The 22,634-nt window shown below is 68.0% G+C and carries 12 protein-coding genes; 2 read left to right on the top strand and 10 right to left on the bottom strand.

Annotation, left to right across the window (positions count from 1 at the left end; all coding sequences use genetic code 11):
* Window position 1: 1 nt before the first annotated feature.
* From HNR60_RS15770 to HNR60_RS15730, 9 genes are all read right to left on the bottom strand, one after another.
* The gene (locus HNR60_RS15770; protein WP_184259160.1) at window positions 2-8,347 is read right to left on the bottom strand and encodes a GLUG motif-containing protein; all 8,346 of its coding nucleotides are present in this window, start codon (window positions 8,345-8,347) and stop codon (window positions 2-4) included.
* 35 nt (window positions 8,348-8,382) lie between these two features.
* The gene (locus HNR60_RS15765) at window positions 8,383-10,062 is read right to left on the bottom strand and encodes a ShlB/FhaC/HecB family hemolysin secretion/activation protein (protein WP_246432970.1); all 1,680 of its coding nucleotides are present in this window, start codon (window positions 10,060-10,062) and stop codon (window positions 8,383-8,385) included.
* 363 nt (window positions 10,063-10,425) lie between these two features.
* Complete coding sequence (locus tag HNR60_RS15760) at window positions 10,426-11,427, bottom strand: FAD:protein FMN transferase (RefSeq protein ID WP_184259156.1); 1,002 nt, start codon at window positions 11,425-11,427, stop codon at window positions 10,426-10,428.
* 18 nt (window positions 11,428-11,445) lie between these two features.
* Window positions 11,446-11,991, bottom strand: coding sequence for a nitrous oxide reductase accessory protein NosL (locus HNR60_RS15755; RefSeq protein ID WP_184259154.1), 546 nt, complete (start codon window positions 11,989-11,991; stop codon window positions 11,446-11,448).
* On the bottom strand, window positions 11,988-12,815 hold the full coding sequence (locus HNR60_RS15750) for an ABC transporter permease (protein WP_184259152.1): 828 nt from the start codon (window positions 12,813-12,815) through the stop codon (window positions 11,988-11,990). Before HNR60_RS15750 ends, HNR60_RS15755 begins: the two co-directional genes overlap by 4 nt.
* Complete coding sequence (locus HNR60_RS15745; protein WP_184259150.1) at window positions 12,812-13,717, bottom strand: ABC transporter ATP-binding protein; 906 nt, start codon at window positions 13,715-13,717, stop codon at window positions 12,812-12,814. The genes HNR60_RS15750 and HNR60_RS15745 overlap by 4 nt, the downstream gene beginning before the upstream one ends.
* Window positions 13,714-15,078, bottom strand: coding sequence for a nitrous oxide reductase family maturation protein NosD (locus HNR60_RS15740; protein ID WP_184259148.1), 1,365 nt, complete (start codon window positions 15,076-15,078; stop codon window positions 13,714-13,716). The genes HNR60_RS15745 and HNR60_RS15740 overlap by 4 nt, the downstream gene beginning before the upstream one ends.
* A 399-nt stretch (window positions 15,079-15,477) precedes the next feature.
* Entirely contained in the window at window positions 15,478-17,427 is a 1,950-nt protein-coding gene (gene nosZ / locus HNR60_RS15735) for a TAT-dependent nitrous-oxide reductase (RefSeq protein WP_184259146.1), read from the bottom strand.
* Between the two features lie 17 nt (window positions 17,428-17,444).
* Window positions 17,445-19,739, bottom strand: coding sequence for a 4Fe-4S binding protein (locus tag HNR60_RS15730; protein WP_184259144.1), 2,295 nt, complete (start codon window positions 19,737-19,739; stop codon window positions 17,445-17,447).
* Window positions 19,740-20,054: 315 nt separating this feature from the next.
* Between HNR60_RS15730 and HNR60_RS15725 the strand changes: the two genes are divergently transcribed.
* Window positions 20,055-20,756 carry a hypothetical protein gene (locus tag HNR60_RS15725; RefSeq protein WP_347339350.1) on the top strand — a complete coding sequence of 234 codons (702 nt, stop codon included), beginning with the start codon at window positions 20,055-20,057 and terminating at the stop codon, window positions 20,754-20,756.
* Between the two features lie 273 nt (window positions 20,757-21,029).
* Here HNR60_RS15725 and HNR60_RS15720 read toward each other — a convergent pair whose 3' ends face one another.
* Window positions 21,030-22,076, bottom strand: a complete 1,047-nt coding sequence (locus HNR60_RS15720) for a polysaccharide deacetylase family protein (protein WP_184259140.1) — start codon at window positions 22,074-22,076, stop codon at window positions 21,030-21,032.
* Window positions 22,077-22,258: 182 nt separating this feature from the next.
* Between HNR60_RS15720 and HNR60_RS24535 the strand changes: the two genes are divergently transcribed.
* Window positions 22,259-22,378 (top strand): sunset domain-containing protein, encoded by a 120-nt coding sequence (locus tag HNR60_RS24535; protein ID WP_488266379.1) that lies wholly within the window; start codon window positions 22,259-22,261, stop codon window positions 22,376-22,378.
* The last annotated feature ends 256 nt before the right edge of the window (window positions 22,379-22,634 follow it).

Below are 22,634 nucleotides of genomic sequence, written 5' to 3'. Positions count from 1 at the left end.
CTCACCGGCCAAAGCGCTTGTCGGCGTAGAACACGCGGCAGCCCGGCGGGACCGATCGCGAGGACGAGGGAGGAGTGCACGGCTCGGCCGTCGCGTCGCCGGAGCCCAGCGTGCGGACGCCGACATCGAAGCCCGTGGCCGGCCAGGGAGGGTTGCCGTTGCCGAGCGTGCTGGCGAACGGGGCAGGGTCGGAGGACAGGACGGGCGAAGGCGATGGCGGGGATGGCGGCGGGGGTGCGGGCGGCGAGGGCGCGTCCGCCGCGGTGACGATCCAGCTGCCGTCGATCCGCGCCGCAAGCGTGTAGTTCGGATTGCTCAGCGCCCCGGCGACCGTGAGCGTGTAGGGGCTCTGGGCGACGCTCGAGGTGCTGGTGATGCCGAACGAGTTGAACAGCCCGCCGAGCACCGCGATCGACTCGCCGTTCTGCAGGCCGCTGGCCGCGAGGCCCGGATTGGCGGGCGACGTGCCATACACCGAACTGCCGCCGAGCGCCGTCACCGTGACGGCGGCGGGGGTCACGGTCCAGATCCCGCTGTTGCGGGCGACGATGGTGTAGTTGGCGTTGCTCGAGGTCCCGGCGACCGTGAGCGTGTAGGGGCTCGAGGCCACGCCCGAGGTGTTGGTGATGCCGAACGAGTTGAACAGCCCGCCCAGCACCGCGACCGACTCGCCGTTCTGCAGGCCGCTGGCCGCGAGACCCGGATTGGCGGGCGACGTGCCATAGACCGAACTGCCGCCGAGCGCCGTCACCGTGATGTCGGCCGGGGTCACGGTCACGATGCCGCTGCCGCCGGTCACGGTGTAATTGGCGTTGCTGACGCTGAGGCCGGCAAGCGCACCGCCCGCCGAGGTCAGCACCTGCGCGCCGGCATTCGCCGACGCCATGGTGCCGACGCCGGACAGCCCGGCATTGTCGCCCATGACCAGGTTGTCGACGGTGAGACCGGCTGCCGGCGCCGCGGTGGTGCCGCTATAAGTTTGTGTGCCGGACAGCGTGACGGCGCGCGCCGCGATGGTTCCGACATTGCCGGACGCCGTGGTGCCGGGCAGGACGTAGCCATAGACCGCGGCGCTGCCGTTGCTGATCGATGCGACGCCCAGTCCGGTGGTCGTCACGGTGAGCCCGGTCCCGGCATTTGGGGTGGTGTAGCCGGCGGTTCCGGGCGAGCTGTAGGTGACGATGTCGCCGTCGATCAGGCCGGTCGCGGTCAGGTTCGACGACGCCAGCGTCGCGGTGAGATTGCCGTCATAGGTCTTGGTCACGCTGCCGGTCAGAGCCGCGGTCAACACCGGCGCCACGCTGTAGAGGAAGCCGTTGCCGGTCGCCTGCGCCACCGCCGTCACGCCGTAGCTCGCCGCATATTGCTTGAAGTCGTAGGCGAGCCCGCCGCGGTCATCCGCTCCGGGATCGCCGGAATACACCAGCCACCGCCCGGTCGCGGCGGACAGCGCGTCGGCGCCGCGGCTGTTGACGAAGCTGGTGCCCGCCACCAGCGTGGCGTCGCCGTTCGACGAACTCACTTTTCCGCCCGACGCGATGCCGAGGCTGCCCGCGGACGTGATCAGCAGGGTGTTGGATACGGTGAGCAGCTGATCGATGCTGAACGCGCCGGAGGCGGCGATCGAAAGTTCTGTGGCGGCGTTCGGGGTCAACACTCCGCCCGGCGTGCCGAACACCAGATCGCCTGTCGCGGTGGCGCCGACCGCGCCGGCCAGGCCGGCGGCGACCGCCGACAGCGTGCTGGCATCGGTCGCCACCGAGAGCGTGCCTCCGCGCAAATCCAGATTCTGCACCGCGCCGGTGGCGCCCTGCACGAAGGCGTTGGCCTTGACGGTGTTGCCGGCGACGTAAGTGAAGACGTCGCTGCCCGCGGCGATCGCGCCCTGCGGCATCACCGCGTAGTAATAGCCGTTGGCGCCGGTGCTGACGGCGCCGCCGGCGAACGCGGCGCCGTTGACGGTGCCGCCGACCAACGCGCCGGCCAGCGCCGCGCCGCCCGCCTGATACGCCATGCCGGACACCGCCTGCGGCGAGCTGCCGGCGACGAATTGCCAGGAGAGATAGGGATACAGACCGGCGCCGGTGCGCCAGACCGAGCCGAAGCCCGCCGGCAGGCTGCCGCTCTGCAACTGCGCCGTGGTCAGGCCCGTGACATTGGCGGACTGGTTCTGGCTGTCGGAGCCCATGCCGTTCGACCGGCCGCTGGTGTCGGCGTCCCAATACGACGACGTCACGCTGCTGTAGTTGGAGCCGATCAGTCCTCCGACATTGCTGGTGCCGGAGACCATGCCGGTGGAATAGCTGGTCTGCACCGCGCCGCCGAGACTGTTGGTGCCGAGCAGGCCGCCGACCTGGTCGCCGCCGCGGACCGTGCCGGTGGCATAGCTGTCGGTAATCGTTCCGGTACTCAGGCCGACCAGCCCGCCGGTGTTGACCGTGCCGGTCACCTGTCCGGTGGCGAAGCTGCTGGTGATGGTGTTGAGATTGTATCCGACCAGCCCGCCGACATAGAGCTTTCCCGATACCGCGCCCGTGGCGTAACTCGATTGCACGACGCCGTTGTTCCCTCCGGCCACGCCGCCGGTGGAGTTGCCGGACCCCGTGCTGGCGACCGAGCCGGTCGAGTAGCTGCCTTGCAGCGTGGAAATGGCGGTGCTCACGTTGCCCACCACCCCACCGATATTGCTGCGGCCGGATATCGAGCCGCCGACCAGGCCGATATTCGATACGGTGCCGTCGAGCAGGAAGCCGACCAATCCGACCTGATCCCGGGAGCCCGCATTGATGGTGAGCCCGGTGACGGTGTGGCCGAGTCCGTCGAGCTTGCCGCTGTAGGCATTGGCAACGTTGAACGTCGGGAAGTCGGCGATCACCGCCCGTGTATAGGTGGTGCCGGTGGCGATCAGATTGGTCGCCAGGGCATAATTGCCGGTGACCCCGGCGCCGTAGACCGTCAGGGCCGTGCCGTTGACCGCATTGCGGCCGTCGATCGCATCAAGCTGCGCCATCGTATAGGCCAGCGTGTAGGCAGCGCCGTTCAGCATGAACGTGCCGCCATTGTCGGTCGCGCCGTAGTCGATCGACGCGCCATTGCCGAAAGAGAGCCCGGTCGTCGTGAGGCCGGCCTGCGCCGCCGCGGTCAGCACCACGGCGCCCGCGCCGGTGACGCTGATCGGCGCGTTGATGGTCAAGGCGCCGGCCGCGGCCAGCGTCAAGCTGTTGGCGCCGGCGAGCGTGATCGGCGCGCTGACGATCAGCGCGGCATTGCTCGCGGTGGTCCGCACCGTCAGCGCGGAGGTAATGGTCAGCGGCTGATCCAGCGTGAAGCTGACGCCGGTGGCCGACAGCATCGCCGGCAGCGTCGCGACGAAGGCCGGGGTCGAGGCGAAACCCAGCACCGAGGCGAAACCGGCGGCCGAATAGGTCAGAGCCGACGTCACGAAATTGCTGCTGCCGCCGAGGATATCGAGGCCGGTGGTGGTGCCGGTCGCCCGGGCGATCGCGGCGCCGTTCTGCGCGCCGGTGGCGACGTCTGCCGCGGTGGTCGTCAGCACCAGCGTTCCTGCGGATGAGATCGATCCCATCGGCACCGCGAAGTAGTAATAGCCGTTGGCGCCGGTGGTGACCGGGGCCTGTGCCACGCCGCCGACCGTCAGCCCCACCTGCACGGCGCCATTGGCGCCGGAGGCCGCCACGGTGCTGCCGGCATCCTGATAGGCGATGCCCGAGATCGCCTGCACGCCGCCGGGGAACAGGCTCACCAGATAGGGATAGAGACCCGCGGTGCCGCTGGCGGCGCCGCCGGAGAAGGCCGCGCCGAGCGTCGCGGTCGTCGTGCCCTGCAACTGCGCGGTGGTGAGGCCGGTGACGCCGGTCAGGTCGCCGCCGGCGGCGATCCCGACGGACCGGCCGCTGGTGAGGGTGTCCCAAAACGTGTCGGTGACGCTGCCATCGTTGAACCCGACCACGCCGCCGGCATTGGCGCCGGCGCTGACCGCGCCGGTGGCGTAGCTGGTCCGCACGGTGGCGCCGTAATTATTCGTGCCGATCAGTCCGCCGGCGGTGTCGTTGCCCAGCACCGCACCCACCGCGTAGCTGTTCTGGACCGTGCCTGGGTTGTCGTTGTAACCGACCAGACCGCCCGTCACATCACCGCCGGTCACCGCGCCGGAGGCGTAGCCGCCATCGATCGTGCCGTTGTTGTAACCGGCCAGACCGCCGGTCGCAAAGCTCCCCGACACCGTCCCGGTGGCGTAGCTGGTCTGGATCGTCTGGTTGTTTTGACCCACCAGGCCGCCGACAAAATTGACGCCGACCACCGCGCCCGAGGCGTGGCTGTCGACGATGGTGCCGCCGCTGGCGCCGCCGACCAAACCGCCGGTGTTGTCGGCGCTGCCGGTGACGGTGCCGGTGGCGTAGCTGTTCTGCACCGTCGGGGTGCCGAAATTGGTCGCGCCGATCAGTCCCCCGGTATTGTTGGCGCCGAACACCGCGCCGGTGGCGTGACTGTTCTGGACCACCGAGGCCGCGGTGCTGATGCCGACCAGACCGCCGGTGCTGTTCAAACCGATTGTCACGCCGGTGGCGTAGCTGGCGTCGACGGTGCCTTCGTTGTTGCCGATCAGCCCGCCGGTATTGTCGCCGGTCCCGGTGACGGCGCCGGTGGCGTAGCTGCTCTGGATCAACGCATTGCCATAGCCCACAAGCCCGCCGACGTTGTTCACTCCAACCACGATTCCCGAGGCGTAGCTTCTGTCGATGGTGCCGACGTCGTTGTATCCGATCAGCCCGCCGGTATTGTCGCCCGTCGCGGTCACGGCGCCTGCAGCGAAGCTGTTGGTCACGGCCCCGCTGTTGTTGCCGACCAGTCCGCCGATGGAGTTGGCGCCCGACACCGCGCCGGTGGCGGAGCTGTTCTGAATTGAAGCATTGCTGGCGCCGACAAGCCCGCCGACGCTGTTGATTCCGATCACGACTCCCGAGGCGTTGCTCGCGTCGATGCTGCCACCGTCATTGTACCCGACGAGACCGCCGACATTGTCGGCCGTGCCGGTGACGGAGCCGGTGGCGTAGCTATCGGTAATCGCCTCGGTGCTGTTGCCGACCAGTCCGCCGACATAGTTGGCGCCCGACACCGCGCCGGTGGCGTGACTGCCGTCGATGGTGCCGCCGCCGGCGCCGCCGACCAGCCCGCCGGTGTTGTCGCCGCTGCCGGTGACGGCGCCGGTCGCGTAGCTGTTCTGCACCGTCGGGGTGCCGAAATTGGTCGCGCCGATCAGTCCGCCGGTGTTGTTGACGCCGGACACCGTGCCGGTGGCGTAGCTGTTCTGCACGATCGACGTGTTGTTACTATACCCGACCAAGCCGCCGGTGCTGTCGGTGCCGGTGATCGCGCCGCTGGCGAAGCTGCCATCGACGGTGCCTTCGTTGTTGCCGACCAGGCCGCCGGTGTTGTCCGCGCCGGTCACCGTGCCGCTGGCATGACTGTTCTGAATGGTCTGGGTGCTGTAGCCGACCAGGCCGCCGACCTTGTTGACCCCGGACACCGCGCCGGTGGCGTAGCTGCCGTCGACGGTGCCGCTGGAGTGATCGCCGATCAGACCGCCGGTGGCATCGCCGGTGCCGGTCACGGCGCCGGTGGCGTAGCTGTTGAGGATGCTGAGCGCGCCGAAATTGTCGGCGCCGATCAGGCCGCCGGTCCGGGTGTTGCCAGTGACGGCGCCGGTGGCGTAGCTGTCCTGCACCGTCAGCTGGTTGTATCCGACCAGCCCGCCGGTGTTGCCGTCGCCGCCGACCGTGCCGCTCGCATAGGTCGCGGTCAGGGTGCCGGCGTTCAAGCCGACCAGGCCGCCCGTGGAGTCGCCGCCGGTGACGTTGCCGGAGGCGTGGCTGTTCTGGATGATCTGGTTGTTGTAGCCGGCGAGGCCGCCGGTGTTGTTCAAGCCCGACACCGTGCCGGTCGCGTAGCTGGTGTCGGTGGTGCCGCCGGAATTGTTGCCGACCAGGCCGCCGGTGTTGTCGCCGGTGCCGGTCACCGCGCCGGTGGCGTAAGCGTTGATCAGCCGGCTGCCGAAATTGGTCTGGCCGACCAGGCCGCCGGTGTTGTTGACGCCGGTCACGGTGGCGGTGGAATAGCTCGACTGCACCGGCGAGGTGAAGGACAGGCCGACCAGGCCGCCGACATTCTCGTGGCCGCTGACCGTGCCGGTGACGGAGCTGCCCTGCACCGAGGCGGAATCGTCGTAGCCGATCAGCGCGCCGACGCGGTCGTAGCCGCTGACGCTGGCGTCGACGAGGCCGATGTTCGAGACGTTGCGGCCCACCTTGTAGCCGATCAGCCCGACATAGTCGCTGCCGGGCGCATCGATGGTGAGCCCGGTGATGCTGTGGCCGAGGCCATCGAGATTGCCGCGGAACCGGCTGGCGCTGGAGTCGCTGCTGTTGGTGCCGATCAGCGCCATGGTGTAGGTGGTGCCGGTGGCGATCAGATCGTTGGCGAGCGCGTAGCTGCCGGTGACGCCGGTGCCGTAGGTGGTCAGCGCGCCGCCATTGACGGCGTTGACGCCGTCGATCGCGTCGAGCTGCGCCATCGTGTAGACCAGCTTGTAGACCGTGCCGTTGAGGCTGAAGCTGCCGCCATTGTCGGTCGCGCCGTAACTCACCGAGGCGCCGCCGCCGAACGACAGCCCGGTCGACGAGATGCCGGCCTGCGCGGTCGCGGTGAGCACCAGGCCGCCGGCGCCGGTGATGGAGATCGGCGCGTTGATGACGATGCCGCCCGCGGCCGTCAGCGTCAGCGTCGTTCCCGCCGACCAGCTCAGCGGCGACGCCACCGTGATGTGGCCGGCCTGCGCGCCGCCGCTGCCGGTGGTCACCGCGACGTGGGCGGCCCCCAGCGCGGTCTGCAGCGTGGCGGCGTTGATGATGCTGTCGTCGACGCTGCCGATGAAGCCGCCGCCGGTGTTGTTGCTGCCGGTCGAGATGGTGACGTTGTAAGGATCGAGCAGCAGCGTGCCGAACGCGCCCTGCGCCGCCGAGAGGTCGGTGAAGCCGGTGTAGTCGAGCACGGCCTTGCCGGAGACCTCGGCCTCGCCGCCATGGCCGCTCTGCGCGCCGCCCTTGGCGCTGATGGTGCCGGCGAAGCTGGTCAGCCGGTCCGACCACACCGTGACGTTGCCGCCGTTGCCGGTGGTCCCCGCATTGGCGTTGATCGCGCTGCCCGCGTCGATGCTCACCGTCTCGGCGCGCTGCAGCGCGCCCTGGCCCTGCCGGCCGCCGCCGATATTGATGCTGCCGCCGCCGGTCCTGCCCGAGGCGTCGACGCTGGCGCCCTTGAGCTTGATGTCCTTGCCGGTGACGACGATGGCGCCGCCGTTGTGGCGGTGCGACGAGGCGTCGAGCCGGCCGGAGATCTTCACCCGGCCGCCGGCGCCGCCGCCGATCACGATGGCGCCGTTGTGGCCGCCGATCGAACGCGCCTGCACCAGCCCGGAAATATTCACCGCGTTGCGCGCGGCCTCGCGCGCGGTGGCGGCGCTGATGATGACGCTGCCGCCGTCGGCCTTGATGCTGCCGGAACTGCGGATCAGCGCCGCCTTGCCGCCCGCCGTCGTCGGCACCGCAACCTGCAGGAAGCCGTCGCCGGAGAAATCCAGCGTGGCACTTTCGCCGGAGCCGAGCCCGACCTTGCCGAGCGGCACGTCGATGCTGCCGGCATTCGACACCGTGCCGCCGAGCAGCGCCGCGAAGCCGCCGCGGCCGACCCGGATGGCGCCGGCGTTACTCACCGCCGCGGACGCGCCGTTGCCGGTGAAGCCGCGCTTGCCGCTCTGGAAATCCGCATCCGAGATGCCGAGCGTCGAGGCGACGAAGCCGCCGCCGGTGTCGACGGTGCCGCTGCGGGTGATCGCGATGCCGTTGGGATTGACCAGATAAACCTGACCGTTGGCGGTGATCGAACCGGCGATGGTCGAGGGCGTCGCGCCGGTGACGCGGTTGAGCAGCGCCGACGCCGCATTGGGCTGCTGGATGGCGACCGCGGAGCCTTGACCGACCGAAAAGCTCTGCCAGTTGATCACCGCGCTCGGGGTGGTCTGGGTGATGTTGAGCTGGGTCGCCGACGGCGTGGCGATCGCGGCGCCGCCCGCCGCGACGCTGCCGCCGACCGGCAGGTTTTGCGCGCGCGCCTGACCCGGCACGAAGGACGTCGTCAGCGCGGTGCTCGCCAGCAGGATCGCCAGGGTCAGACGGCGCCGGACGTCGAACTCCGAATAGGGCGGCGCGGCGCGAAGCCGCTCGACGCCGGGGGCGGAGTTCGACGCGGGACAGGGGCTGGCTCGTCGCATCGTCAAAACCTCTGGTGAATATCGCGTCGCAGGACTCAAAATCGGATCGCGGTCACGACGGTGAAGCGATGGCTCGCCGCAACGCCGTCGTCGCGGGTGGCGCGGCCGTATTCCAGAACGAGCGTACCGTTCGACAGCGCGCCGGGCTGGAAACCGCTCAGGCGCAAACCGCCGCCGAACGCCGAAGCGCCGATCCGCGCCGGCTCGAGCGCGGTCGGTCGGCGCAGAAACACTTCGCCGCGCGCCGCGAACAGGTAAGGCGCGGCGACGACGCCGTTCGGCAGGTCCGGAACGGCCACCGACCACGGCGAGGACAATTCGCCCCGGGCGACGTAGCCTTCGTCGCCGACGATGCTGCCGGCGTCGAAGCTCGATAGCCCCGAGGTGTTGGCGATGCCGAACTGTTCGGCACGCAGCAGCGCCTGGCCGAACGAGGTCTGGCCGCGAAACGCGACGTTGACCGCCAGATGGTCGAGCAGGCTCTGCGCGTAGCCGAGCGTGAGGTCGAGCTTCTGGAACGACGCCCCGGCGCCTTGCCGCGACAAGGGCAGGCTCGGCGAGGCGTCGTCGGCGGACCGCGCGCCGAGCCCGTCGAGGCCGAACGACGCCGTCACCCGGCCGGAGAGCGCGGCGCCCCAGGGCAGCAGGACGTCGCCGTCATTGCTCCAGCGGACGACGCGCAGCCGATCCTGCGCCAGCGGCACCGGAATCGCGCCGAGCAGCAGGCTTTGGGTTTCTTCCTCGGCATCGAAGCCGATTTCGCTCGACCAGTTGGCGATCCGGCCGCGCTGAATCGCGTAGCGCATGCGCAGCGACAACCGTTGGAACTCGTCGGTGGTCTGCACGCCGAACCGCGCCGCCGGCGTGGTCCGCGCGTCGGTGAACTCGGTGTTGAAGGTCAGGCCGTCGATCCACAGCGGCAGCACCACGCCCGCCGCCAGCAGCCGGTTGGTCGGATAGCGGCCGAGCAGGCCGTTGTCGCCGTCGGCCGGATGGCCGCTGCCGCGCAGATAGATCAGTTCGCCGAACCCGGCGACGCTGTTGAGGTCGACGCCGGTGCCGAGGGTGGTGCGGCCGAGCGCCGACGACAGCGTATTGTCGACACTCAGCACCGCGCTGACCGGCTGATATTTCGCCTCGATGATCAGCACCGAGGCGCCGTCGGCTTGCCCCGCCGCGATGGTCGAGCGCAAGATGCCGCCCGGCGTGTCGCCGGCGAGCAGCACGCGGCGTTCGAGGTCGCGCAAAGTGAGGCCGCGGCGTCCGACGATCGGCTGCAGGAGATGCGCGATGCGCCCGCGCAGCTGCTCCGGCACGTCTTTCAGTTCGACGCGCTCGATGAAGCCGTCGACCACGGTGAGCTTGAGCGGCGCGCCGTTGATCAGCTTCTGCGGCGGCAGCACCACGCGGACCAGGATGTAACCGGCCTGCACATAGGCGGCTTCCAGATCGCGCGCCGCGGCGAACACTTCGGCGCCCGACACCGGGCGCCCGACCAGCCGGCGTTCGAGTTCGGCGCTCGCGGCCGCGAGCTCCGCCAGGCCGCCTTGAACGGAGACGCCGGACAGCCGGACGAACAGCTTGTCCGCGCCCTGCGGCGTCGCCAGGCCCGCCACGCCCGGCAGCGCGAAGCCGCCCGGACGCTCCAGGTTCGGCCGAAAGCTCGGCGGGGTGATCTGCGAGGCCGTCTGCGCCGACGCCACAACGGGCATCATGGCCAGAGCTGTCGCGACGAGGCATCCGACAGCGGATTTGGAGGGGGCCATGCGACTCGCTTCAGATCCGGCTCGGGCGGACCGCTTCAGTTTCAAGAGACGGCCACAAGCTTGCGAGCGCTTTTATGTCGGCAGTCTGAGCGGTGTCGGCGGATCGGAAGAGCGGCGCGCCGCGAACGCCGCGGCTGCCAGTTGCGAATAGACCTTAACGGCTTCTGGGTCTCACGCAACCGCGCGCCGCCAGCAGCTTGGCGTTTCGCGATAATAATTCCAGCCGAGCGACCTCAGAGCCTTGCCGAAAATAGAACATCGAAATGACGGATCCACTCTGATTATTTCAATGCTTTATTTTCGGCCAAGCTCTCACGCCCCGCAGCAGCTCAAGCGGCCGTCGAGATCCATCATCCGCGCCTGCAGGCCCGGCCGCGCGGCGACGATCGTTTCGATTTTTTCGCGCGGCAATAGGCTGAACGCGGTCGACAGCGCGTCGGCTTCGGTGGCGGTCGGCGCCAGCACGCTGACGCTGCGGTAGCGCGAAGGACTGCGCCCGGTCGCGGGATCGAACAGATGGGTGAAACGGCCGCTCGGCTCGAAGCGGAAGCCGGCGCCGGCGCTTGTCGCCACCGCGCGGTCGGCGATCTCGATGGTCTCGGTGATCGCGTCGACCTGGTCCGGATCGGCGAGCCCGACGCGCCACGGCGCGCCATCCGGCCGCGCGCCGATCGCGCGGATCTCGCCCATGTCGACCAGCGTGGTCGACAGCCCCGCGCCGCGCAACAGCGCCACCACCTTGTCGGTGGCGTAGCCCTGCGCGATGCCGTTCAGCGTGATGCCGGCGCCGCGCTTCGCAAGCGCGATGCGGTCCGGCGTCACCAACAGCCCGTCATGGCCGACCCGCGCCAAGACCTCCGCCAAGGCATCGGCCGACGGCCCGGCGGGATCGGGGCGTTCGGCGGAGAAGTGTTGTTCGTAGAGCCGCCACAGCGGCTGCACGGTCGGATCGAACGCGCCGCCGGTCAGCGCGGCGAATTTCAGCGAGGCCTGCAGCAGCGCCACCATGTCGGGGTCCGGCGCCACCAGCACGCCGCGGCGGTTCAGCTCGCAGATCGCCGAATCGGCCTGGTACAGGCTGAACTGCCGTTCCAGCCGCCGCACTTCGGCGAGCGACAGCGCCACCAGCCGCGCCGCCGCGTCGTGATCCGGGTGATAGATCTCCAGCGACACCTGGGCGCCGAGCGCCTGGCCGTGCCAGCGCAGCGGCTCGGTGGCGGCGCGGGCGATCCCCGCACGGCCGAGCAGCCCGGCGCCGGCGGCGGTCGCCGCGATGGTGATCAGGCGACGGCGTGTCAGAGATGGCGTCGGCATCGGCCGCTCCTCGTTCAATCAGTTGGTCCGCACGTCGGAATGCTCGAGCTCGTTGGCGGCTGCCGGCGGCTCGCTGCCGAGCACGTAGTCGGCGGGGATCTTGTCGAACGTCACCACTTGCCCGCCGTTCGCCGCCACGAAGGCCTCGGCGGCGGCGCGTTCGCCGAACGGCACCGCTTCGGCGGCGCCCATGCCGCCCTGCTTGCGGCTGCCGATCACGAACAGCGCTGTCTTGGCGTCGATCCAGTTGGTTTCGCCGGGCGCGTCCCAGCTCGGCGCCCGGCCCATGTCGGAGACGTAGATGGCGCGGATGTCGCGCGGCTGGTCCGGCATCAGCGTGAAGGCGACCGCGTCGCGTGCCGAGGAAAACCAGTAGGGATCGATCCGGCTCGCGGTGATGATCTGGCCCTTGGGCCCCGGATGCTCCATCAGGTTCATGCCGCAGAACACCCCCATGGCGTCGGCGTTCAGCGCCACCGCCGGCGGCATGGTGGCGGCGGTGTTCTCTTTACAGCCTGCAAGGGCGACGACGGCGGCGAGCGCCAGGATCAGACGCAGTTTCATAATTCCCTCCGCGCAAACGACAGCATCGACAGCCCGAGCGGCACCGCGATCCACACGCCGAGCCCGAGCAGCAAGGGCCACAGTCCCGGATTGGTGCTGCCGGCGAGTCCGGCCATCCCGGAAAACTGGCTGACGTTGAAGCCGGTCAGATTGGTCAGCCGGTAGAGGTCCGTGGGGTTGAGAAACAACAGCGCATTCAGGATCGGTCCGGAAATGATGCGGCCCTGGTCGACGACGAGAATGCCGAGCAGCGCCATGTCGAACACCAGCACCATCATGAGCCAGACCCCGATCGACAGCCCCGCCGCGGTGCCGCGGTCGCGCACGAGACTCGAGATCAGATAGCCGATCGCCACGAACACCGCGCCGAGCATCACCGAACTGCCGAGCATGGCGCCGAACGCGTACCAGCTCGCCGCCAGCGACGACACACCAGTCAGCATCAAGGCGAGGCCGGCAGCGCCGTAGCCGATCACGGTGGCGAAGGCCAGAATCAGCACGTGGCCGACGAACTTGCCCAAGATCACCTGGCCGCGGCCGACCGGATAGCTGAGCAGCAAGATCATCGTGCCGCGCTCCATCTCGCCGACCACGGCGTCGTGCGAGATCAGCAGCGCGATCAGCGGCAGCAGGAAGATGGTCAGGCTGGAGAGCGACACCACGACGACGTCGAGCGCGCCGGCGCCGACATTGCCGGTCGGCGCGCTGCCGAGGAAGGTCAGCGACAGCGCGAGAGCGGCGAGCAGCAGCGTGGTCGCCAGCACCCAGCGGTTGCGCAGTCCCTCCTGGATTTCCTTGGCGGCGATGATGGCGATGGTTCTCATGCGGCCGGCTCCTGCAGATTCAGGAAATGCGCGTAGAGCTCGTCCAGCGTCGGGGCTGCGATCTCGATATTGCGCACCCGCGGATCGTCGGCTGCGGTGCGCAGCAGCATCATCTTCTGCGCGTCGTCGGCCACCAGCAGCACATGGCCTGGCGCGGCGGGATCGTGCGGCCCGTTCATCCAGTCCGGCACAGGACCGCTATCCGCAAGCTCGATCGCGACCCGGATCGGCAGCTGCGAGATCTTGCGCAGCTCGCTCATGGTGCCCTGCGCCGCCAGCACGCCGCGGTTCATGATCAGCACGTGTTCGGCGCGGTCTTCGAGTTCGTTCAGCGCGTGCGAGGAGATCAGCACGGTGGCGCCGTCGTCGCGCAATTCGTCGAGGATTTCGTAGAAGGTCTGCCGCAGCGCCGGATCGAGCCCGGTGGTCGGCTCGTCCAACAGCAGCACGCGCGGGCGACCGAGCAAGGCTTGCGCGAGGCCAAGCCGCTGCCGCATCCCCTTGGAATAGGTGCCGACCTTGCGGTCGGCGGCGGGGGCGAGACCAACGCGCTCCAGCAATGGCCAAGCGGTGGCGGGGGCGATCTGCTTCAGCCGCGCGTAGAACGCCAGCGTCTCGCGCCCGGTCAGCGCCGCATTGAAGGCGACGTTCTCCGGCAGATAGCCGAGCAGCCGGCGCGCGGAAAATTCGCCCGCGGCGGGGTCTTCGCCGAGCACCCGGATGTCGCCGTGCTCGGCGCGGATCAGACCCAGCATCAGCTTGATCAGCGTGGTCTTGCCGGCGCCGTTGTGGCCGACCAGCGCGCTGAGGCGGCCGGGCAAGAGCTCGAACGAGACGTCGCGCAACGCCCGCACCGCGCGATAGCGCTTCTCGACATGGGAGACGGTGACGGTCGCGGTCATGGCTGCCCCCGCGTCGCGGACGGCTTCGGCGGCGGCGCGATCAGCGGGCGGGTGTCGATCACGCCGCCGGGATACAGCGCCGGAAACTGGTTCTGCGCCCAGCGCAGCACCTGCACCGCCGGGCTGTTGATCAGCACTTTCGCCGACGGCGCGGTCCACAGCACGCGGTCGACCAGGTCGTTGGGCCGATAGGCGGTGTCGGCGATGCCGTCGCCGTTAAGATCGAACGCCGGGTTGTCGCTCCAGTAATTGCCGCGGCCGCCCTTCGACCAGTCGAGGTTGCGGGTGCCGACATATTTCACCTGATTGCGGTTGCCGATGAAGGCGTTGCCGGTGATCTCGTTGCCCTCCGAGCCCGCGGTGAAGTGGATGCCGATGCCGCAGCGCTCGAACCAGTTGTCGCGAAACTTGTTGTGGTTGGCGTTGTAGATGAACACGCATTTCTCCGGGCCGTCCTGCGGCGATCCGGCCTGCGCGGGCTTCGGCTCGGGCAGCATGCCCTTCTCGTCGTCGGCGCCTTCGTCGCGGCCGTTGCCGATAGTGGCGCGCGAGCCGCCGGTGACGCGGTTGCCCTCGATCGCGGCGTAATTGGCGTAGTTGAACAGCAGGCCGTAGTCGCGGTCGCGATCCGAGACGTTGCCGCGGATGGTCAGCCGGTTGGAATACATGATGGCGAAGCCGGCGTGATTGCCGATCGAGACGTTGCCGGAGACCTCGCTGTCGTTGGTGTACATGTAGTGCACCGCGAAGCGGACGTTCTCGAAGCGGTTGTTGATGAAGCGATCGTTCTTGCTGGTGATGGTGAAGATGCCGTCGCGGCCATAGCGGAACGTATTGTCGGCGATCGTCACCTCGGGCGCGTTCCACACCGAGACCCCGTTGCCGGCCTCATTGAGCCGGATATCGCGCAAGCCCTCGATCACATTGCCTTGCACGCGCGATCCGCTGGCGCCGTGGACATAGACGCCGAACAGATTGCCTTGCAGCCGATTGTTCTCGACCAGCGCGCGCTCGGCGCTCTGTTCGAGGAAGATGCCGGAATCCATGGTCTGCAGGTCGCGGCCGGAGCCCATGATGGTGAGGCCGCGAACGACGACGTTGGGCGCGGTGATCCTGATCACCGTGCCGGCGCCGTTGCCGGTCAGCACCGCGCCGGGCGCGCCGGCAAGCGTCAGCCGCCGGTTGACGCTGATCGCGCCCGGATGCTCGCCGGCCGCAACCGCAATGACGTCGCCGTCCTGCGCACGGTCCAGCACCGCCTGCAGCGGCTCTCCCGGCGCCACGCCGATGGTCTCCGCGACGGCGGAGCTAGCGGCGGCGGCAATTATCGCCGCGGGAATGAGACGCAACCAGAGCGACACGTGTGGTCCTCGGAGTTCGATGCGAAAGGCGTTCAACAAGATCGAGCGTATCGGTTCGTTATCGCGAGTGCGCGCCGGCCCGAAAGTCGACGCGGATGGTTGAAACGATCTCCGCTGACTTCAGTGTCGAAATTGATCGAAGCCGTGCGGCACAGCTCCCTCGCCCCGCTTGCGGGGAGAGGGTGGCTCGAATGCGCGTAGCGCGTTCGAGTCGGGTGAGGGGGCGCTGCGTGATGTCGAGGCGTCCCCTCACCCGACCCGGCTTCGCTCACGCTCCGCCGGGTCGACCTCTCCCCGCAAGCGGGGAGAGGTGCAGTCCGTGCTCGGAGCCGGAATTGGCAGCAACTTGTCGCATCAGCCGCTTCGTCGGCGATTTGCGACGCTGCTAAGTCAGCGCCCTCACACCGTCTTCGGTTCGACCAGCATGCGGCCCTTCATCTCCATGTGCATGGCGTGGCAGAACCACGAGCAGTAGTACCAATACACCCCGGCGCGATCGGCCGAGAACGTCACCGAGGCGGTGGCCTGCGGCGCCACTTCCATCTGGATGCCGTAGTTCACGATCGAGAAGCCGTGGGTGAGATCCTCGACGTCGTCGATGTTGGTGACGTAGACGGTGACCTTGTCGCCCTGCTTGACCTGGAATTTCTCCAGGCTGAACGCCGGCGCCTGCGACGTCATGTAGACCCGCACCTTGTCGCCGTCGCGGATCACCTTGGAGTCGCTCTCCAGCTTGACGCCGTCGAGCTTGGCCTGCTTCACCGCGTCCTCGAACATCGGATCGGCCCGGTTCCAGATCGAGATCGGGTTGATCTTGGAGCGGTGAACGATGGTGGCGTCATGCGGCTCGGCGAAGCTCGGGCCGTCGTGGATCAGCTTCATTTTCTCGCCGGAGATGTCGATCAGCTGATCGTTCTCTGGCTTCAACGGGCCGACATTGAGGAAGCGGTCCTTGGAGAACTTGTTCAGCGAGATCAGCCATTTTCCGTCCGCCTCTTTGGTCTGGCCCATCGAGGAGTGGTTGTGGCCGGGCTGATAGTGCACGTCGATCTTGTCGATGATCGGGTCGACCTTCTCGCCCTTGAAGGCGCGCTTGGCGAGATCGATGTTCCACTTGCAGATCTGGCTGTCGAGGAACAGCGTGGTGTAGGCGTTGCCGCGGCCGTCATAGGCGGTGTGCAACGGGCCGAGGCCGAGCTGCGGTTCGGCGACCACGACGTCGCGCGGCTTGATCTTGTCGTCGAACAGGTCGTCGAACTTGCGCACGTCCATCACCGTGACGGTCGGCGACAGCTTGCCGTTGGCGACGATGTGGATGCCGTCCGGCGCGGTGTTCATGCCGTGCGGGCTGTTGGAGACCGGCACGTAGCGGGTGTAGCGCGAGCCGTGGCGGCCGTCGATCACCGGCACGCCGCCCATTTCCTTGAAGTCGCCCTTCTTCACCGCTTCTTCGATGCGCTTGATGTTGAAGATCACCACCCAATCCTGCTCGTTGGCGGTCATCTCGGCGGCGTTGACGCCTTCTTCGGAGTTGTAGCAGGTGGCGAAGGCGTATTTGCCCTGGTAGTCGGCGTCGACATTGTCGAGGTTGCCGTCGACCATCACCTGCCAGGCCACCTTCATGGTGTCGCCGTCCACCGCGGTGAAGATCGCGTGATAATCCTTGGTCTTGTCGAGATTGCTGCCGTCGTTGGGCAGCGGCACGCGGTCTTCGCCGTTGCAGAACACGTAGCCGGTGCGCGGATATTTCTGCACCCGCAGGCCGTGCACGGTGTGCTGGTTCGGCAGCTGGATGATCTTGTCGCATTTCATCACGTCGAGCCGGACGCGGGCGACGCGGGTGTTGGCCTTGTCGTTCATGAAGGCGTAGCGGCCGTCATAGGTGCCCTCGGTGAACGACAGATGCGGATGGTGAAGGTCGCCGTTCATATAGGTGCCGCCGCGGGTCTTGAGGAATTCGCGGGATTCCGGCAGCAGGCCTTCGGTCAGGATCTTCAGGCTCTCATTGGTCAGGCCCCAGCCGGTGGCGCTGCAGCGGTTGAACACCGGCACGCGCATCAATTCGCGCATCGACGGCAGCCCGACGATGCGCAATTCGCCGGTCTGGCCGCTGGAGAAGAACGTGTAGTATTCGTCGAGTTCGCCCGGGGCGACCTCGGCCTTCTGGATCGCCGGACGCGCCGGCAGCGTCGGCGCCGCCTTGGTCTGGGCCTCGGCGGTGGCGATCAGCCCCGTGCCGTCGCCGGTCAGCGCGATCCCGCCCGCGAGACCGACGCCGGCCGCAGCCGCGGTGGTCCCGAGCAGTGTACGCCGGCTGACGCCCTTACTGTCCTTGTTGTGGTCGGTCATCATAAGCCTCCTGGGCTTTAGGTTGCGGGTGGTGGGAGAGGATCGGCAGACAATCCGGGAATCGGCCGGCCGGCTGCGGTGATCAGCGTGGCCGGACCCTTGCCGGTTCGCATCGATGGCGACGACATCACGTCGCGCTTTTCGCGCTTCAGCCGCACCTGGATCATGTGCGGGCAACGGTGGTCGTCGAAATACAGTTCCTGGCAGTGCATGCAGTAGATGCACTCGTTGACGTTGATGTGGCCTTCGGGATGGATCGCCTGCACCGGGCATTCGTTGCCGCAGCGCTGGCACGGCGAGCCGCATTCCTTCCAGCGCCGCAGCCATTCGAACATCCGGATCCGGCCGGGGATGGCGAGCGCCGCGCCGAGCGGACACATATAGCGGCAGAAGAACCGCTCGACGAACAGCCCCGCGGTGAGCAGCGTCAGCGCATAGACCACATAGGGCCAGTCGCGGGCGAATTTCAGCACGATCGAGGTCTTGAACGGCTCGACTTCGGCGAGCTGCTCGGCCAGCGCGGTGGAGTACAGCGACATCCCGAACAGCCCGAGGAAGATGATGTATTTGATCGGCCACAGCCGTTCGTGCAGGCCCCAGGGCAGGCGATATTGCGGCACTTTCAGCGCCTGCGCGATGTTGTTGGTGAGTTCCTGCAGCGCGCCGAACGGGCACAGCCAGCCGCAGAACGGACCGCGGCCCCAGAACAAGAGCGCCGCCGCGGTCGCCGCCCACATCATGAAGATCAGCGGCGCGGAGAGGAAGTACTGCCAGCTGAACCCGGTCATCAGCGAGTTGACGAAGGTCAGCACGTTGACCACCGAGAGCTGCGCGTTGGCGTACCAGCCGAGCCACACCAGAATGAACAGCAGATAGCCGCGCCGCACCCAGGTGTAGAGCAGCGGCCGTCGCACCAGCGCGTTCTGGAAAAAGAAAATCAACGTCAGCACGCCGAGCGCCGCCGCGCCGATGCCGATCTTGACCAGATCGCCGCGCCAGATCCGCATCCACAGCGGATCCTCGTCGCTGCCCTGGCCTTCGCCGACCCGCGGCGCCGCATTAGAGGCGGCCGGCGTCGAGGAAGGTTTCGCGGCGGCGGGCGCCGGCGCCGGCGCTGCGCGCTTCAGCAAACTATCCGGCAGCGCATAGCCGAGGTCGAAGGTCAGCGCCGCCTTGTCGCGGACGTCGAGCACGCGCTGCACCACCAGCTGCAACGCCCACGGCGCCGCCGGATCGAAGGCGAAATCGGCCGGCACCAGGAACAGCGCGATCTCCGGAAAATCCGGCGCGCCGGCGGCGGCGACGCTGCCGAGCCTTGTGTGGTCGCGGTCGCGGAAGCGGATGCTGTTGTTGTCCTGGATCAGTTCGATGCGGTCGAAGATGCCGCCGCGCACATAACCCGAGCCCTTGAACGAGTATTTTCCGGAGCCTGCAACCAGCAGCGCCTGCTGGCCCGGCTTCAGCCGCGCTTTGAGCCGCTGATAGCCGTCGTCGCCGAGCAGGCTGCGGCCGATGGTCGGCACCGCGACGTCGGCGGCGTAGAGATCGATGAAGCTCGCGTCCGGCTCGCCGTCTTCCGGTCGCGCCGCGGCGGCGGCGTTGCCGGATTTCTCGAACGCCTGGTTGACGTCGCCGACGCTGAGCTGCAGCCGGCGCACCGCGCCGTCGGCGAGCAGGCCCTGCCAGTCGCGGATCTCGCTCTTGTCCATGTCGATGATCTTGCCGGCGTCGACCGGCGCTGTGGCCGCCGCCGCGACGGGGCCGCCGTCGGCAAGCCGGCCGGAGCGGATCACTTTGATCGCCGAGCGAACGATGCTGTCGCCGATCACCAGCACGGTGACGGTGGCGCCGCTGACGATATCGACCCGCGGCGGCTTGGCGCCGCCGCGCGCCACCACCGTCATGTCGACGCCGATCAGCTTGTTGACCACGTCGAGGATGCGCTTTTCCGGAATCCCGAGCAGGATGATCGGCTCTTTGTGCTCGACCAGTTTGAACCCGGTCAGCACGCCCTTGGGGTCGATGCCGACCAGCATTTCGATCGGCTTGCCGGAATAGCCGGTGGAATTGGTGAAGTCGGAATTCAGATAGACGAAGCCCTGCAACTGATCAGTCTTATACACCGGCACGATCGCCGGTTCGCCCTGCGGCGCTCCGAAGCGGTCGGCGCCGGGGATCAATTCGCCGGGTTGTGATTTGGCGAGATAATCGCCGAGCACGCCGGCGGCAGCGGACGGCGCGACACTGCCGAGCCAACAGCACGCGGCGAGCAAAACACTGACAACGATGGGAATAAAGGCGAGTTTTCGCACGGCGGGTTCCAGGTTCGACAGAACGCCGTTGTTCTGGATCGCGTGAGGTGGATCGGAGGCCGTATAGCAGTCGCGCTCGACGCTACTTTGCGCTAGAGCAAGCTTTACGGAACTCTATCGAGCGAACTTGTCGTGAGTGGGAGTCCTGCAATGCGGAGTCAACCGATCTTGACAGTGGCGCCGTCTGCTTCGGTGCAGAGCCTGACGGAACTTTACGCCATTGCACTGACGCAGGCGGAGTCCGCGGCAGCCCGTTATGCACGACATGCGAGATCAGGTGACGCGTCGTCGGTGCACTCTGTGTTCGAAGTGTTGATGCAGCGTGAACGCGAGCGTGTCGATGCGATCATCCTAGGCGCGATCGCGGCGTTGAACAAGCCGCCCGATGCCGCGGATTTGCGTTGGCCGCCGAGTGATCTGGTGCCGGCGCAGGAAGTCTCCGAGGTCGGCGACTCCTCGCTCGGCACCGCCTACGACGCCTGGGCGCTCGCGGTGCGGCATCGCGAGCGGGCGTTTATGTTCTGGACCTATGTGGCGGCGTTGGCCGGCGACGCCGCGGTGCGCGCTGCCGCCGAGGGCTTTGCCCGCGAGGCGCTGCACGACGGCGACGCGCTGCGCCGCGAACGCCGCGCCGCCTGGCGCTCGTTGCGCCACGATGCAACCGAGGAGCGACCGTCCGCCGGCGAGCCGGCCTCGGCGGCGCTGCTGGAAAGTCTGCTGCTGAAAGACATCATGGCATGGTCGCAACAGCTTTCGTCCGGCGAGCGAGCGGTGCTGGCAGGCTTAGCGCCGTCGCCGCTGCCGCCGGGCGACCAACCGCACGATCCGCTCGCCGTCGAAGGCTCGCGCGACGAGATCACCAGCCGGGCGCTGCGCCGCGCCGAACAATTGGCGACGCTCTATCTCACGGACGCCGATCGCGCGACCGATCAGGCCGGCCTCGAATTGGCGCAGCAGCTCGCGGCGCAATCGATCGCAAGGCTCGCGGTGTTGCGCAGCGTGGCGGCGGGGGCGTGAAGGGCGCGGCTGTGTCGGAAGCTGATCGATCAAGCTCGCGAAATCTCGCCGACCGTTTTGTCCGCGGGGTGATGCGCTTCACGGCGTGATGCGCTTCAGAACAACGCCGTCATTCCGGGGCTCGAGCAGCGCAAGCTGCGAGAGAACCCGGAATCTCGCCACGCGCCCGGGTCATCACCCGTAGCAAGATTCCGGGTTCGCTCGGCCTTTCGGCCTCGCGCCCCGGAATGACGGCGCTATTTGTTTCTGCACGCGTCGCGCGCAACGCCGCAACTAATTCGTTGCGCCAGACACCGTGCGGACCACGCCGGCGGTGGCGCGGGCGTTGACCGCCGGGGCCTGCGGCATCAAGGCGGCGACCGCGGAATCATACTGCGGCAGCGTCACCACGGCATCCTTGGCGGTGACGTGCACCACCTTGTAGCCGCCGGCCTTCAGCTGCTGCAGCACCTGCGGCAGCGCCAGCGCGGTGCTGTGCTGGAAGTCGTGCATCAGGATGATGCCCTTGCCGGCCTTCTGCAGCTTGGTCATGATCGAGGTCACCACCGCGTCGGGCTCGCGGATCGCAAAATCCTTGGAGTCGACGTCGATCGAGAACGCCGCGATGTTGCGCTCGCCCAGATAGGTCTTGAGCTCGGGGGTCTGCCGCAGCTGCGGAAAGCGGAAGAACGGCGACGGCGGCCGGCCGATCGCGATCGCAATCGCGCTGAACCCCTTCTCGATCTCGTCCTTGGCTTCCTGCGTGGATTTCTTGCCGAGATTGACGTGCGACCAGGTGTGCGAGCCGATGGTGTGGCCCTGCGCCATCACCTCTTTGAGGATCGCCGGATGCCAGCTCGCATGTTTGCCGATCGGGAAGAACACCGCCTTGAGGCATTCGGCCTCCAGCGCCGCCAACACCGCCGGGGTGTTGACCGGCCAGGGGCCGTCGTCGAACGACAGCACCACTTCGCCGGGCTGCAGAAAATCATAGTCGCGATATTGCAGCATGCCGAAGCCGGGGCCGCCGGTGGTATCGATCTGCACGGTGCGCGAGACGCCGAGCGCGCCCGGATGGTTGCAGCTCGCGCCGGGCTTCACCGCCTCGGCGGCGCGCTGGGTCGCCGGCGGTTGCACGCCCGGTGCTGCCGCGGTCGCCGCGGGTTCGATGGCGTCGGCGCGCGGCGTCGGCCACCGCCCGGCCACCGTGCCGGTGGTCAGCTCGGCCTGGGCCTCGGCCGTCGTGGAGGATTTGCTGAAAATCATGTGGCTGGCCGTGGCGCCGATCACGATCGCCAAGACACCGCCGCCGGCCGCAGCCAGAACCGTCACTCTACGCACTGCACACTCCGCCGCCGCACACCGGCTTGAAAATTCAAGGTCTGCCGAAATGGTTAAGCGCTGGTTGTCAGGCGCTGAATAATTGCGGTTCGCGGGTCAGGGCGGCGTTCAGCATCGCGTGAGATGAGCGGGGCCTCGTCATTCCGGGGCGCGAGGCCGAAAGGCCGAGCGAACCCGGAATCTTGCTACGCAGCTACGCCACGCTCGCCAAGCCGAACCGCTGGTTCTGCTCGGAACAAGACGCCCAGGCCGAGGGCTTTCGCAAGGCGTTTACCTGCGGACGCAAAGCACGGACGCCGTGAGCGCGAGCGACCGCTGCACGATGATCGAGGTTGATCAGAGAGGGGCGGTGGAGATTGATCGAGGCGCTTCGGCATCGCTCCCCTCGCCCCGCTTGCGGGGAGAGGGTGGCTCGAATGCGCGTAGCGCGTTCGAGTCGGGTGAGGGGGCGTCGCGTTATGCGGAGACGCCCCCTTGTATCTGCCCATTGAGCAAAATGTGCGATGGAAGCGGCTTAGCGCGTTGGCCGGTGGCCACCGGCCAACGCGCGCGGCGATG

It is taken from the genome of Rhodopseudomonas rhenobacensis (assembly GCF_014203125.1).
Lineage (GTDB): Bacteria > Pseudomonadota > Alphaproteobacteria > Rhizobiales > Xanthobacteraceae > Rhodopseudomonas_A > Rhodopseudomonas_A rhenobacensis.
The sequence above is the reverse complement of the archived record's forward strand: the minus strand, read 5'-3'. Positions and strand labels throughout refer to the sequence as shown.